At 41.5% G+C, this 13592-nt stretch carries 12 protein-coding genes; 3 read left to right on the top strand and 9 right to left on the bottom strand.

Features of this window, described 5'->3' with window-relative positions:
* Positions 1-148: 148 nt before the first annotated feature.
* Positions 149-550: a CoA-binding protein gene (locus tag KCX82_RS12890; protein WP_227018889.1), complete on the top strand. Its 402-nt coding sequence runs from the start codon at positions 149-151 to the stop codon at positions 548-550.
* 262 nt (positions 551-812) lie between these two features.
* Here the strand turns inward: KCX82_RS12890 and KCX82_RS12885 are convergent, their stop codons facing one another.
* Complete coding sequence (locus tag KCX82_RS12885; RefSeq protein WP_227018888.1) at positions 813-1571, bottom strand: MerR family transcriptional regulator; 759 nt, start codon at positions 1569-1571, stop codon at positions 813-815.
* A 326-nt stretch (positions 1572-1897) separates the two neighbouring features.
* On the opposite strand from KCX82_RS12885, the gene KCX82_RS12880 reads away from it, so the two are divergent.
* A complete protein-coding gene (locus KCX82_RS12880) occupies positions 1898-3373 on the top strand; it encodes an amino acid permease (protein ID WP_227018887.1) in 1476 nt (491 codons plus the stop codon).
* A gap of 130 nt (positions 3374-3503) precedes the next feature.
* On the opposite strand, the gene KCX82_RS12875 is transcribed toward KCX82_RS12880, so the two are convergent.
* A complete protein-coding gene (locus KCX82_RS12875) occupies positions 3504-5276 on the bottom strand; it encodes a sigma-54-dependent Fis family transcriptional regulator (protein ID WP_227018886.1) in 1773 nt (590 codons plus the stop codon).
* Positions 5277-5602: 326 nt separating this feature from the next.
* Here KCX82_RS12875 and KCX82_RS12870 point away from each other — a divergent pair, with 326 nt between their 5' ends.
* A complete protein-coding gene (locus KCX82_RS12870; RefSeq protein ID WP_227018885.1) occupies positions 5603-6958 on the top strand; it encodes an aspartate aminotransferase family protein in 1356 nt (451 codons plus the stop codon).
* 177 nt (positions 6959-7135) lie between these two features.
* Here the strand turns inward: KCX82_RS12870 and KCX82_RS12865 are convergent, their stop codons facing one another.
* From KCX82_RS12865 to KCX82_RS12835, 7 genes are all read right to left on the bottom strand, one after another.
* Entirely contained in the window at positions 7136-7642 is a 507-nt protein-coding gene (locus tag KCX82_RS12865; RefSeq protein WP_227018884.1) for a DNA-deoxyinosine glycosylase, read from the bottom strand.
* Between the two features lie 2 nt (positions 7643-7644).
* On the bottom strand, positions 7645-9285 hold the full coding sequence (locus tag KCX82_RS12860; protein ID WP_227018883.1) for an FAD-dependent oxidoreductase: 1641 nt from the start codon (positions 9283-9285) through the stop codon (positions 7645-7647).
* Positions 9286-9352: 67 nt separating this feature from the next.
* Entirely contained in the window at positions 9353-10420 is a 1068-nt protein-coding gene (gene arsB / locus KCX82_RS12855; protein WP_227018882.1) for an ACR3 family arsenite efflux transporter, read from the bottom strand.
* A 176-nt stretch (positions 10421-10596) separates the two neighbouring features.
* On the bottom strand, positions 10597-11385 hold the full coding sequence (gene arsM / locus KCX82_RS12850) for an arsenite methyltransferase (RefSeq protein WP_227018881.1): 789 nt from the start codon (positions 11383-11385) through the stop codon (positions 10597-10599).
* A 104-nt stretch (positions 11386-11489) separates the two neighbouring features.
* Positions 11490-12044 carry an RNA polymerase sigma factor SigZ gene (gene sigZ, locus KCX82_RS12845; RefSeq protein WP_227018972.1) on the bottom strand — a complete coding sequence of 185 codons (555 nt, stop codon included), beginning with the start codon at positions 12042-12044 and terminating at the stop codon, positions 11490-11492.
* 67 nt (positions 12045-12111) lie between these two features.
* On the bottom strand, positions 12112-12393 hold the full coding sequence (locus tag KCX82_RS12840) for a thioredoxin family protein (RefSeq protein ID WP_405127697.1): 282 nt from the start codon (positions 12391-12393) through the stop codon (positions 12112-12114).
* A 65-nt stretch (positions 12394-12458) separates the two neighbouring features.
* Positions 12459-13472: a permease gene (locus KCX82_RS12835; RefSeq protein WP_227018880.1), complete on the bottom strand. Its 1014-nt coding sequence runs from the start codon at positions 13470-13472 to the stop codon at positions 12459-12461.
* Positions 13473-13592 lie beyond the last annotated feature (120 nt).

Here is a 13592-nt window from a genome sequence, read left to right as displayed (position 1 = left end):
TAACCGCTTGTAGATTGTATTCTGAAAAAGTGGACAATATGTATTGAAAATATAAAAGTTGGATTCCTGAAAATTGTTTCATTTCTTGAAAAATGGGAAAAATTAAACTATGATTAACATAAATTTAATGAAATTGGAGGAGCCCACTATGGATAATGAAAAGAAAATGAACGAGATGCTGGAGAAAAAGGTTTGGGCTATCGTCGGCGCCACTCCCAATACGGATAAAACAGCAAACCATATTTACCATACCCTTCGTTCTCACGGGTACAAAGCCTATGCCGTTAACCCGAACTATACGGAAATGGAGGACGGCAGTAAATGTTATGCCTGTCTGGAAGATCTTCCTCAGGTTCCCGATTGTGTAGACTTTGTCGTTCCCCCGAAGGTTACATTAAAAAGCCTTGAAGAAATGGATCCGTCGGTTCATCCTTACATTTGGCTGCAGCCAGGAACCTATGACAAGGAAATCATAGAGTTTGCAGAGAAAAAGGGGTTCAAGGTGGTTCATGAAGGTGCCTGCGCTATGGCCGCCGTCCGCATGAGATAAAAAGAACTGTCTCAAAATAAATAGATATATTTGAGATAGCCATGGTATGAAGGGTATTTTGAGGAATTTCTATCTTTTCAAATTTTACGATCCAGACTTTCAGCGAGCATGCAATGCGAAGAAAAGCACTGTTGGCGTTATCGTTTGCTTTTCTGTCTGAAAGTCAGGAGTAAAATTTATGAAAAGATAAATTCCGAAAACGAACCCTACAAATCATGGCTATCCAATTTTATCTTCTTTCTTTTATAGAGACAGTTCTTTTTTATTTTGAGGTATAGACTGCAATGGCGTCCCTCAGGAACTCCGCTGTTCCAGGCTGTTTTTCGTCATAATAGGCGCGGAATCTTTCGTCATCCACATACATTTGACCCAACCCGGCATGGGCTTCTTTGGAATAGCTGTCCCAATAAAAGCACAGCCATTTTTTATGAAGCTCAACTGCCTTCTGTGCAAGTTCACCGGCAGGATCCCCGGTTTGAAATGCTTCATGCAAAGTCTCCGTAATGTCCTGGGCCAGCTTGGTCACTTCCTCATATTCTTCCTGTGTCATGTTCATCAATTTCTGATTTGATTTATTGACTGTTTCTTTTCCATATTTTTCTCTGATTTCCTGACCATATTTCTTTTCATTTTCTTCTATCATGGTTTTCTTAAAACCTTCAAATTTTTCTTTATTACTCATAACGATTCTCCCTTCTTCTGATGCGATGGTCTTTTCAACCGTTTCAATCAAGGCATCCAATTGTTTTCTCTTCTCAAGAAGTTTTTCATGATGCTCATCCAAAGCCTTTCTCTTGTCAAAGTCTGCGGAGGAAACGATATCTTTGATATCCTCCAGATTGATTCCAAGTTCCCGGTAGAACAGAATTTGCTGCAGCTGATCAATCTCCTTCTGTCCATAAATCCTGTATCCTGATGAATTCACTCTCGCCGGCTTGAGAAGGTTAATTTCATCATAGTAACGTAGGGTTCTTGTACTGATTCCCGCCAGTTTTCCAAGGCTTTTCACTGTATATTCCATGTTTTCACCTCCTGATAAATCTATCATACACATTGACGCAACGGAAAGGTCAATAGAAATTTAAAAAATTTTTCATAAAAATTTCTTTCAATATATTAATGGATTTTATTTTTCGAATTGTCAATTCTGACAATTTTCTGTCAACATTGATTATTATTTTTCTGGGCTTTCCGAATAATGTTTATTCTAACCTGTTGTTACCCTTACAAATCCAATCAAAAAAAGAAAAGGGAGCAAAAAAGAAAAATGGCATTATTTTTGCTACTTTACTCCAATATTACTTCATAATTTTATTACGTGAAATCTTTTGTCAGGAGGAAAATTCAATGTCAGAAAAGAATGTATCCCATTGCCCGCAGGAGGAAAGAACATTGCAGCGTGGAATTCATCCATGGCATGTTTCTTTAATTGCCATTGGCGGCATCATTGGTTCCTGCTATTTTCTCGGTTCCGGTTACACCATCAATGAAATCGGACCCTCCATTGTAGCCGCCTATCTGATTGGCGGTTTAGTCATTTACGCCGTCATGCAGTCCTTTGGAGAGCTGCTGGTAAATGTCCCAAGAAGAGGTTCCTTTGTCTCCTATGCCAAGGAATTTATCGGCGAAAGCTTTGCCTGCGGCGCAGGATGGGCATACTGGATCAACTGGGTAGGCTATGTACCGGCTGAAGCAGTTGCCTGCGGAATCATTATGAATACCTTTATACCCGGAAACATCGTTCTGTATTCCGTCATTGCGCTATTACTGATTACCATCGTAAATCTCTATCACGTTACCTGGTTCGGCCATATCGAGTCCATTTTATCCATTATGAAAATCGCTGCCATTGCCATTTTCTCGGTATGTGCAATACTGATTATATTTGGAGTCATAGGGGGCGAGCCTATTGGACTCTCCATCCTTTATCATCCTGAAGTCGGCTGGTATCGTTCTCTCTTCCCTCATGGTTCCTGGGTCATGATTACTACCATGGTGATGATCCTGGTTAATTTTCAGGGCTCGGAAATCGTCGGTCTTGCCGCATCGGAAACGCAGGATCCGGAAAAGAACATTCCTCTTGCCTGCAGAAGGGTAGCCTATCGAATCATTTTGATTTATATCATACCTCTTGCACTGCTGGTGATGATCCTTCCTTATGAAAAGGCAAATTTAGAGGACTCCGTTTTCAGTATGGCACTGGCTATGTATGGAATGAGATGGGCTGCAGGCTTTTTCTCAGTGATCGTCATGATCGCCGCCTTCAGCTGTGCAAACTCCGGTGTGTACGGAACAGTCAGGGCATTATACGGTTTAGCTTCCGAAGGATTGGCCCCCAAGGCATTTTTAAAACTGAACAAATACAACGTTCCACAAATTGCCACCATCTTTACCATCATCCCCATGTGGCTTTTTATCCCTTGCGCTTATTACTTCGGTGAAGGAGCATTTTATACCATGATCCTTGGGATGGCAGGATTCACCGGCACCGTATGCTGGGGCGGAATCATTGCCGCACAGCTGATTATGCGCAGAAAACTGAAAAAAAGAGGTTATGATCCAAATGAGGTTCTGACTGTGAAAACCCAGCTTCATCCTGTGCTTCCTGCCATAGGGCTCTTTGTCATAGTCGTAGGCTTGCTGTTCATGGCCTTCCAGCCTGATCTGCTCTCCGCCTTTATTTTCTCAGTGGCTTGGACGGCAGGTCCGATGGTGATCTATAAGGTTCTGAAAACCATGGGGAAAACACGATCCGTAAGGACCCTTGCAGCCGACGAGGTAGCCTTCGACGATAAATTCCCTCCTTTAAACGGGAATCTCTAAACGGCAGATAACTGCTTTGTACGATAAAAACTCAATCCTAGCAGAAAAGAAACAATCATTTATATAATAAGTATTCCATAAAAGAAAGCTGTATCAAAAAGATCAAAGATCATCTTTTTGATACAGCCTCTTATCTGACTCCAAGCTCCCTGATTCTTCGATACAGGGTAGACTCACTGACTCCCAGAAGCCTTGCTGCCATGATTTTCCCTTCGGTAGATCTTCCCGTCTTATCCAGACATTCTTCTATCAGCATTCTCTGATAGTCATCCATCTTTTCTTTCAAGCCGGACCGATTGGTCCGCGATTCCATATGCCTTTTGACAATCTTATCCGGTAAATTCTCTAAACGAATTTGATTCCCGGTTTCCATATTCACCGCATATTCCACTACATTTTCCAACTCCCTGACATTCCCCGGCCATACGTATTGCAATAAGGCCTGCAAAGCAGAGGGATCAAAGCTAGTGATACGTTTCCCCAGCAGCTCATTGAATTTTCTGAGAGAGAAGTTCAGTAAAAGCTCCACATCCCCATCCCTTTCTCTAAGCGGAGGGATGTTTAGCGGAATTACGTTTAGTCTGAAAAATAAATCTTCCCGAAATTCCCTTGCCGTAATCATCTGTTCCAGATTTTTATTGGTTGCCGATATGATACGGACATCGATATCGATGGGGCTGATTCCTCCGACCCTTTCAATCTGCCTGTTCTGAATGGCATGAAGCAGTTTCACCTGCAAATGGAGGGGTAAATCACCGATTTCATCCAGAAATAATGTCCCTTTATGTGCGATCTCGAACTTTCCGGGTTTTCCCCTGGAGTCAGCACCGGTGAAGGCTCCTTTTTCATAGCCGAACAGTTCACTTTCCAGCAGCATCTCCGGAATAGCGCCGCAATTGATGGCAATAAAAGGCGAATCTCTTCTGGGGCTTTCCGAATGAATGGCTCTGGCGAACAATTCCTTACCGGTTCCGCTTTCCCCTGTGATCATGACGGTTGAGTCGCTTGACGCAATTTGAAGTGTTCTTCTTTTTACCTGAATCATGGCCTGGCTTTCTCCTATGATGTCGGCAAAGGTTGTCTGCTTGTCATGGACCGTCATTTTATAGATACGTTCTTTCACATCGGAACTGCTTTGAAACAGGATCATGGCGCCCAAAGCAGGAGTTTCCTCATGGTCCCCTTTTCTCAGCTGTAAAGGTATTATGGTACATAAATATCGCTGTTCTCTGTCTTTTTTCCCCTGGTAGAGAACCTCCTTGTCTTTGATGGGAACCCCGGTGCTGATGACTTTTTCCGCATCCCTGATGTCCCAAACATCGGAAAGTAGCTTTCCGACCATATGATTCCGTTTAACACCCAGCAGTTTTTCACATTCGAAATTGCAGGACATAATCCTGCCGTTTTTATCAAGAGCAATAAGTCCTTCATGCATGGACTCCACGATACCCTGAAGCTGATTTCTCTGCTCTGTTTCGGACAGCTTGCTGGCGATCAGCTCTGACATTCTCTCCAGAAAAAGAGTTAAGGTTTCGCTGTTGTCCATAATTTTTTTCCGCTGCTCCTCATTAAATGCTACCAAACCAATGAGACCTATGATTCGGTCTTCCAGTTGAATGGGGCAGCAGATTTCAGCCAGTTCTCCCTCCTGAGGGTCATATTCGGGATCATTTTCCGGGTCCAGACAAATATACGTTTTCCCGGATTTCAACAGCTTTCCATAGATTGCACCGGAATTGATATCCCCGCCCTCTTCATAGGTGCCTATTTTATAACGGTATCTGCCGGTGCCGCCGATGATTTCCAAATGCTCATTGATAATCTCCGTTTCTATTTCCAATGCAGCGGTAATGGCCTCCGCTACATTCATAACGGTATCCCGAATAACTGATAACTCCAGCATAGGACTCTCCTTTCCGAATTCACTTTGAAGCCCTGTGATCTCATTCTACTTAAAAAATCATCTCTTTTGATTTAAAATCAGTATAATATTATTTTTCAATATTGACAATTATTTTTTCATAATTGATAATTAATTGCTGAATTTTATTCATATAGAAAAATTTCAGGCAGGCAACCTCCTCGATGAATCCTAAAGATCCTTTAAAACGACTGCCTTTTCGGATTATTTTCACATTTGATATGAATCTCCTATCCTTGGCATTGCTCTTGCTTATATAAATAGTATCTGTTTCACAATTTGGTGGAATAAAAAATGGAGGAGAAGAAATGATCAATCGAGAAAAGTTGAAAATCCAATATCAAAAAGAAATGGAGCTCTTTGAAGGGACCCATCCGAAATCGAAAGAATTGTTTGAAAGAGCTAAGGGAAGTCTGCTCCAGGGTGTACCCATGAACTGGATGGTGAAATGGGCCGGCAGTTATCCCGTTTTTGTAGCCAATGCCAAGGGTGCGCATTTTCAAGATGTTGATGGGAATGACTACATAGATTTCTGTCTCGGCGATACCGGCTCCATGATCGGTCACGCACCGGAAGCCGCTGTGAAAGCGATTACAGATTACGTGAAGCAAGGTACAACGTTTATGCTGCCAACGGAGGACGCTGCATGGAACGGCGAAGAGCTTTCCAGACGATTTGGAATGAAATACTGGCAGTTTTCTACCAGTGCCACTGATGCCAACAGGTTTGCCCTTCGCCTGGCAAGACAGGTTACAAAAAAGCCTATGATCATTGCCTATAACTGGTGCTATCACGGTACAGTAGACGAAACCGTAGCCATCATGTCAGAAGACGGAAAAACCGTTGCAAAGCCTGGAAATCTGGGACCGCAGGTTGATCCGGGGCTCACGACCCGAATCATTGAATGGAATGATATCCCTGCATTGGAGGCCGCCCTTAAGGTCGGTGATGTGGCAGCAGTTCTTGCCGAACCCGTTATGACAAACTGCGGAATCGTACATCCGGAGCCTGGTTATCATGATGCATTAAGAGAGCTGACGAAGAAATACGGGGCTATTCTCATTATCGACGAGACTCATACCATCTGTACAGGAGTCGGTGGTTATACCAAAGCTTACAATTTAAAACCGGATATCGTCGTGGTAGGCAAGACCATCGCTGCGGGCATTCCGGCTGCCGCTTACGGTTTTTCAGAGGAGCTGGGAGCCAAAGTTGCAGCGGAAATTCCCTATGAACTCTGCGATATCGGCGGAATCGGCGGAACCCTTGCAGCAAACGCTTTAAGCATGCATGCTATGAAAGCAACGTTGAGCGAAATCTTAACCGAAGAATTCTATGCCAGAAATATTCCTTTAGCTACCAGATTCAACGAAGGTGTTCAGAGCGTCATCAATGAATTCAACCTGCCCTGGAACACGACACAGCTTGGCTGCAGGACAGAATACTGGTTCCGGAAGGAGCCTGCCAGAAATGGCGGAGAAGCAGAGGCCGCAGTTGATTTTGAACTGGATCAATATATGCATCTTGCATCTCTCAATCGCGGAATTTTAATGACTCCGTTCCACAACATGGCTTTGATTGCGGCAGCCACAACAGAAGATGACATTGACAAACACACCAGAGTTTTCAGAGAGATTGTTATGAATATTTTAGATTCATTTTAGGATTCATTCTGAAATATAAAATTCCCAGACCTGACCTTAAGTAACCGTAAGGAACATAAGGTCAAAAAAGCTGCAGGCTTCGCTTCCTTTGCCTGCAGCTTTTTATATTTTTATTTTTTAATTTTACATTCTTTATTTTTTTAATTTTACTCTCTCTATTTTGAGGTTTTCATACTATTATTTTCTCAGATATTGCAGCAGAATCCGATACTGTTCCAGCAAACTCTCGTAGGTGTAGTGTCTGCAATTGGCAGGACTTGTAGAGGGAAGATACCGGCTCGGTACTTTTGTCTTCGGATAACAAAGTTTCCGATATAATTCCGTAGCCTTTGTTCCCGTTGTAAAAACCGCTTTGATATCCGCTTGATTCAATACCATACTGATATCATTTTCCACCCCGTTTCTGATGCTGCTGTCGTCAGCACCCTGTATTTCACAGGATTGCAAAACATCCCAAAGAGCGATGCCGTTGGCAAGAAGAAAGGCTTGCTTTTCTTCGTTGGTTCTCGGCAAATCTACCTCCAAAAGATCTGAAAGCAATCTCCAGAATCGATTTTGGGGATGGGAATAATAAAATCCTACTTCCCGGGAAGCCGGAGACGGCATGGTTCCCAATATTAATATTTTTGAGTCCTGATTGTAAACAGGAGAAAAGATATGATAGGCCAAACCTTTTTCTTCCATAATTAGTCCTTTTTCTTCATTGTATAGAATTTATATCCTCCGGAGAGGTTCAATACTTTTTTAAATCCCCTGTTGAGGAGGATATTCTGTGCAGCATTTCCCGTTACCCCTTTATTGCAATAGGTCACCGTAACTGCTTCAGGATCCAGAGCCTCACAGCTGCATCGGATCTTTTCATGGGGAACATTTACGGCCTGCCCGATATGATCTTTTTCATATTGTTCTTGTATTCTGGCATCGATGACATTCACCCGTTCACCGGACTCCAGCAGGTCATTCAGTTGTTCCGCGGTAATCATCCCCCGTCCCCGGTGTATATCATTTTCCATAATCATGCCCGTATACATGACCGGATCCTTGGTTGTTGAAAAAGGAGGTGCGTAGGCCAGATCAAGGTGAAATAAATCCTCCGCTTTCGCACCGAAGGTGATGGCGGTGGCAAATACATCCACTCTCTTGTCGACTCCGTCTTCACCGACGATCTGTACGCCAAGGAGACGGCCGCTGTTCCGGTCCGCGATGCCCTTGATGATGAGTTCTTTTCCTCCTAAGTATTCAGCTCTGCTTATTTTAATATTATGGCTGACAGAAACGTCATAACCGAGTTCTTTTGCTTCCCGTTCGGACAGCCCTGTTTGAGCAACAGCCAAATCAAAGATTTTAAAAATTCCGGTGCCAAGGATCCCTCTGAATTCAATGTCGCCCCCGGTGGCACAATCACCGGCTATTCTACCCGTCTTGTTAGCGGTAGACCCAAGAGGTCTCCAAACCGGCTTTCCGGTTACCAGGTGAAAATGCTCAATGCAATCTCCGCAGGCATAAATATCAGGAAGGCTGGTTTCCATTCTATGATTCACTTGTATAGCGCCGGTAACCCCCAACATCGCACCGGCCGATTTTGCGAGGGACACATTGGGCCGGATTCCTGCCGCCACAATCACAAGTTCGGCGGGTACTTTTTCCTCCGAGGATAATACCACATCCTCTTTCCCGATGGTTTCCACGCCATCGTTTATTTTAACCTGTACGCCATGACCTTCAAGATATTCCTGAACATAGTCTGCCATATCACCATCCAGGCCAGGCGTTACCTGGGGAAGCCGTTCCACCATCGTCACCTGGATTCCTCTGTCTGTAAAGTTCTCAGATAATTCCAGCCCGATAAATCCCGTTCCGATAATCACAGCAGTTTTTGGTTTTCGAGTTTCCAGGAAGGTAAGGATCTGATTCATATCCGTAATGCTTCGCAGCGTAAATACATGATCTTGATCCACACCTTTTATGGGAGGTTTTACAGCATAAGCCCCGGTAGCAATGATTAATTTATCATATTTGTCGGTAAAAAGTTTGCCGGAGGTCAGGTTTTTTACCTGAACTCTCTTATGGATCGGATCAACATCCAAAACTTCATGTCCGGTAAAGACATCAACATCATATTTTTTCTTAAAAAAATCAGCATCTCGAGGCACCAGATCTTCAAATCTATCCACATGCGCTCCGATATAATAAGGCATACCGCATCCGGAATAGGATATGAACGAATCTTTTTCATATATCACGATTTCAGCATCCTCTGAGTTTCGCCTTGCCTTTGCAGCTGCAGAAGTACCTCCTGCCACTGCACCGATTATGATAATCCTCATAGATTGACTCCCCTTTCTTAATTATCCTCCCTTTTTATATACCATCTTCAACAAAAAACTAACATAGTTACCAGTCATAATCTTTTTTTTCCGAGATAAACCAATGTTTTGTACCATTTGCTATTTTAACAAGAATCAACATTACAGGCACTTCAACAAGCACCCCTACAATCGTTGCCAAGGCTACCGGCGATGTTGTTCCAAAAATTGCAATTGCAACCGCTACAGCAAGTTCAAAGAAGTTTGACGCTCCAATCATCCCCGCAGGGGCAGCAATATCGTGCGGCAATTTTAATATTTTGGCAGCAGTATAAGCAATAAAAAATATCAGAAATGTCTGTATGATCAAAGGAACCGCTATCAGTATAATGTGTATTGGATTTCCCAAAATAACATTTCCCTGAAATGAAAAGATGATGATCAACGTCAAAAGCAACCCTATGATTGTAATATGATTGAATTTTGGCAAAAATATTTGATTAAAGTATTCTTCTCCTTTATTCTTAAGTATTGATGTACGAGTAAATATTCCGGCGGTAAGAGGAATTACAACAAACAGGACTACCGATAAAATAAGGGTATCCCAGGGAACAGTAACACCGCTGACACCTAACAGGAAAGCAACAATAGGAGTAAATGCAATCAAAATAATTAAGTCGTTTGTAGCAACCTGTACAACCGTATAAGCAGGATTTCCTTTTGTCAAATGACTCCAGACAAATACCATCGCTGTGCAGGGTGCCGCACCAAGCAAAACCGCACCTGCCAGATAGTCTTTCGCCAAGTCAGGCGATATAAACGATTGAAACGCTATATAAAAGAAAAAAGCTGCAATCCCATACATTGTAAATGGTTTAATAATCCAATTTGTTATCCATGTTACAAAAAGCCCTTTGGGGTTCTTTCCTACATTCTTTATGCTTTGAAAATCTACCTTCATCATCATCGGATAAATCATGATCCAAATTAAAATTGCTATGGGTACAGATACATTTGCATACTCAAATTTTCCTAAAAAATTCGGTATATCGGGTATAAACTTTCCAATAAATACTCCCGCAATCATGCACAGTATAACCCATACCGTCAGATACTTTTCAAAAAACCCGATACCTGATACTTTTTCTTTTACCATAAGAGAACCTCCCTTTTTTGAATTATTATTTCATAATAATTTTTTAATATGAAACTTAAAATATTTTCTTCACAAAAACATATCGACGTTTATCTATATTTTAATTCAAACATAGATAAACGTCAATATAAATATTTTTAACTTATTACTTAATGTATTTTATTGATATCATTATTTTATTTTTCTGCTTCTATTAGGTACGAGGCAACAAAATCCTCCAGATGATTTCCCAAATTCCAATTCCTGATTATTTCTTTACTGTTCAATTTCGGCGTCATTTTAACATGTTGAAATCCGGCCTTATAAAGCATACTTTCGAGATTTTCAACAGATTCTGCTCCACTGATACAGCTTGCTGTCAGCGCAAGATTCTCTTTTACGTTTTGCGGCAATTCCGAAGTAATGACTATATCCGATAACGACATTCTTCCACCGGATTTAAGAACTCTAAAAGCTTCTTTGAATACCTGCTCTTTGTCAAGAGAAAGGTTGATAACACAATTTGAAATAATGACATCAATAGATTCATTTAATACCGGTAAATGTTCGATTTCGCCGAGCCGAAAGTCAATATTGGTGAAACCGCTTTCCTCAGCATTTTTTCGGGCCAAACTGACCATTTCAGGGGTCATGTCAACCCCGATTACATATCCCTGTTCCCCTACTTGCTCCCTTGCAAGAAAGCAATCGAACCCGCCGCCGCTTCCGAGATCAAGAACAGTTTCTCCTTTTTTAAGAGATACTATAGCTAAAGGATTCCCACAGCCTAGACCCATGTTGGCATCGGCAGGTATATTGGAAAGGTTCTCTTCCGTATAACCGATCCTCGCAGATGCCTCATTGATATCAAAAGAATCTCCCCCGCAGCAGCAACCGCCACTGCAGCACCCACCATTTGAGCCTTTTAATGCAACATTCGCATAGTTTTTTCGGATAAAATTCCTGACTTCTTCCTTATTTCCCATTCCATAGCCTCCTATCTTAAATGGTATTGATTTATTGATTACCTAAAGAAAGACGTAAGAAAAATAAAAAAGACGCAAATTTGCGTCTTAAAATTACACCTTATTTAACAAAATTTACAATTACCACATCTGCGTTCATAATCTATTACATTCCCATAATGATCAAATTCCACACGGCAGCAGCATAAAAGGAGTTCTTTCAGTTTAGCGCGTGCTCTTTGAACCCTCGATTTTGCCCCTGATAACGTTAAGCCCAGATGCTCCGCCAATTCTTTCTGTGTCAGGTTTTGGAACTCTGTCAGTAAAAGTGCTTCTTTATACTTTTCAGGCAAATGACAAATTATTAACTTTAAACATTGACCAATTTCTTCATTTACGTTTCCGCCTTCAAAGGTATCACGGTTCATTTCCCGGATGAAATCGTCAGTTATAATTTCTCCTTTTTGAGTTCTATAAAAGTCAATGACAGCGTTTCTGGTGATTTGATAAATCCAAGGGTGAATTTTATTGTAATCCTTTATCGTATGAATATTCTGATGAATTTTTAAAAAAACATTCTGTAGAATATCTTCTGTATCTTGGTCGTTATTTACACGCCTCCTGATAAAGACTTTCAATGGAATTCCTACTTCCTCAAAAATACATTCCAAATTTATCATTTTCACCGTTTCCACTTCCTTTCCTATTTCTTATTATATTATAGGAATTTCGGAATCTTGCAAAAGTTTACTGAACCTTTTCAATAATCTTAACGATGTCTGCCGGCTTTAGCACTTTTCCGAAGGAAACTACCTTGCCATTGATCACCAACCCCGGTGTGGACATAATTCCATAACTTGCTATTTCAGCGAAATCCGTGACTTTATCAACATTGGCCTCCAGTCTCATTTGATTTAATGCCAGCTTTGTATTTTCCATCAACGTTACGCAATTTTTGCAGCCCGGCCCTAGAACTTTAATATTCATCACCCCGTCGGCTCCTTGTAGCAGATCTTTTTTTTCACTCATGAAATAACCCTCCTCATAGAAATAGATTCATATTTTAAATAACACAATTAAGACCATAGTTTACCCTATACGATAAGAAAACTGAATGCATTAAAGAAATAGCCTATGATAATGATCCCTATCGTTACAATTACAACGAAGACTCCAAGCAATTTTGGCTTCACAGCTTTTCTCAGCATGATAACAGAAGGAAGCGATAATGCCGTTACCGCCATCATGAAGGATAGAATAGTGCCAAGTCCTACACCCTTGGAAAACAAGGCCTCCGCGATAGGCAGCGTACCAAAGATATCGGCATACATAGGAATGCCAACAGCAGTAGCAATGAGTACTGAAAACGGATTGTCCCTGCCCAAGATATTTTGGATGACCTCAGCCGGAATCCAGTTATGAATCAATGCTCCAATCCCGACACCGATAAAAACATAAAGATACACCTTCTTTACGGTATTCAGCATTTGCTCCTTCGCGTAAAGGAATCTATCCCGCTTGGTTAGATCCGGAATTTCAATATCTATACTTCCCGCTGCTCGAATGTATTGCTCAACCTGATCATCCATTCTAAGCCTTTCAATAAAGGATCCTCCTAGGATGGCGAGCACAAGGCCTACGATTACATAAGCGAGAGAAATTTTAAATCCAAAGATGCTCATCAGAAGCACAAAGGCGCCCAGGTCAACCAGCGGTGAGGAAATCAGAAAGGAAAAAGTAACGCCTATTGGCAGACCTGCATTGGTAAATCCTATAAAAAGAGGAATTGAAGAACAACTGCAGAAAGGAGTCACCGTTCCTAAAAGCGCTCCCATTGAATTCGCAGTGATACCTTTATACCTCCCCAGTATCTGTTTTGTTCTTTCCGGCGGAAAATAACTTTGGATATAGGAAATGATAAAGATCAGAACCGAAAGTAATATCAGTATTTTAATGATATCATAAATAAGAAACTGCAGACTTCCGCCTATTCTTCCGGTAAGATCCAGTCCCATAGAAGTGAGGATATCTCCAATTAATTCATTTAACCATTTCATCCCCAGTACCTGGTATTGAAAAAAATCCCATACGGTTTGTATAAAAAACATAGATGCGACCTCCAATAATTTAACCATGTTTAAACATAGACAATCATCTATATAACCATTATATGAATCACATAGATAATTGTCAATGTTTTTTACAAAAAAAGAGCGAATGACGAAATC

This window comes from Sinanaerobacter chloroacetimidivorans (assembly GCF_018128545.1).
Taxonomy (GTDB): domain Bacteria; phylum Bacillota; class Clostridia; order Peptostreptococcales; family Anaerovoracaceae; genus Sinanaerobacter; species Sinanaerobacter chloroacetimidivorans.
The sequence above is the reverse complement of the archived record's forward strand: the minus strand, read 5'-3'. Positions and strand labels throughout refer to the sequence as shown.

What these genes read in the sequence shown, in the direction of transcription:
- arsM (WP_227018881.1), bottom strand. Translation starts at nt 11,385, where the DNA reads ATGGGAAATAAGGAAGAAGTCAGGAATTTTATCCGAAAAAACTATGCG.
- KCX82_RS12840 (WP_405127697.1), bottom strand. Translation starts at nt 12,393, where the DNA reads ATGAGTGAAAAAAAAGATCTGCTACAAGGAGCCGACGGGGTGATGAAT.
- sigZ (WP_227018972.1), bottom strand. Translation starts at nt 12,044, where the DNA reads ATGATAAATTTGGAATGTATTTTTGAGGAAGTAGGAATTCCATTGAAA.
- KCX82_RS12885 (WP_227018888.1), bottom strand. Translation starts at nt 1,571, where the DNA reads ATGGAATATACAGTGAAAAGCCTTGGAAAACTGGCGGGAATCAGTACA.
- KCX82_RS12860 (WP_227018883.1), bottom strand. Translation starts at nt 9,285, where the DNA reads ATGAGGATTATCATAATCGGTGCAGTGGCAGGAGGTACTTCTGCAGCT.
- KCX82_RS12865 (WP_227018884.1), bottom strand. Translation starts at nt 7,642, where the DNA reads ATGGAAGAAAAAGGTTTGGCCTATCATATCTTTTCTCCTGTTTACAAT.
- arsB (WP_227018882.1), bottom strand. Translation starts at nt 10,420, where the DNA reads ATGGTAAAAGAAAAAGTATCAGGTATCGGGTTTTTTGAAAAGTATCTG.
- KCX82_RS12880 (WP_227018887.1), top strand. Translation starts at nt 1,898, where the DNA reads ATGTCAGAAAAGAATGTATCCCATTGCCCGCAGGAGGAAAGAACATTG.
- KCX82_RS12875 (WP_227018886.1), bottom strand. Translation starts at nt 5,276, where the DNA reads ATGCTGGAGTTATCAGTTATTCGGGATACCGTTATGAATGTAGCGGAG.
- KCX82_RS12835 (WP_227018880.1), bottom strand. Translation starts at nt 13,472, where the DNA reads ATGTTTTTTATACAAACCGTATGGGATTTTTTTCAATACCAGGTACTG.
- KCX82_RS12890 (WP_227018889.1), top strand. Translation starts at nt 149, where the DNA reads ATGGATAATGAAAAGAAAATGAACGAGATGCTGGAGAAAAAGGTTTGG.
- KCX82_RS12870 (WP_227018885.1), top strand. Translation starts at nt 5,603, where the DNA reads ATGATCAATCGAGAAAAGTTGAAAATCCAATATCAAAAAGAAATGGAG.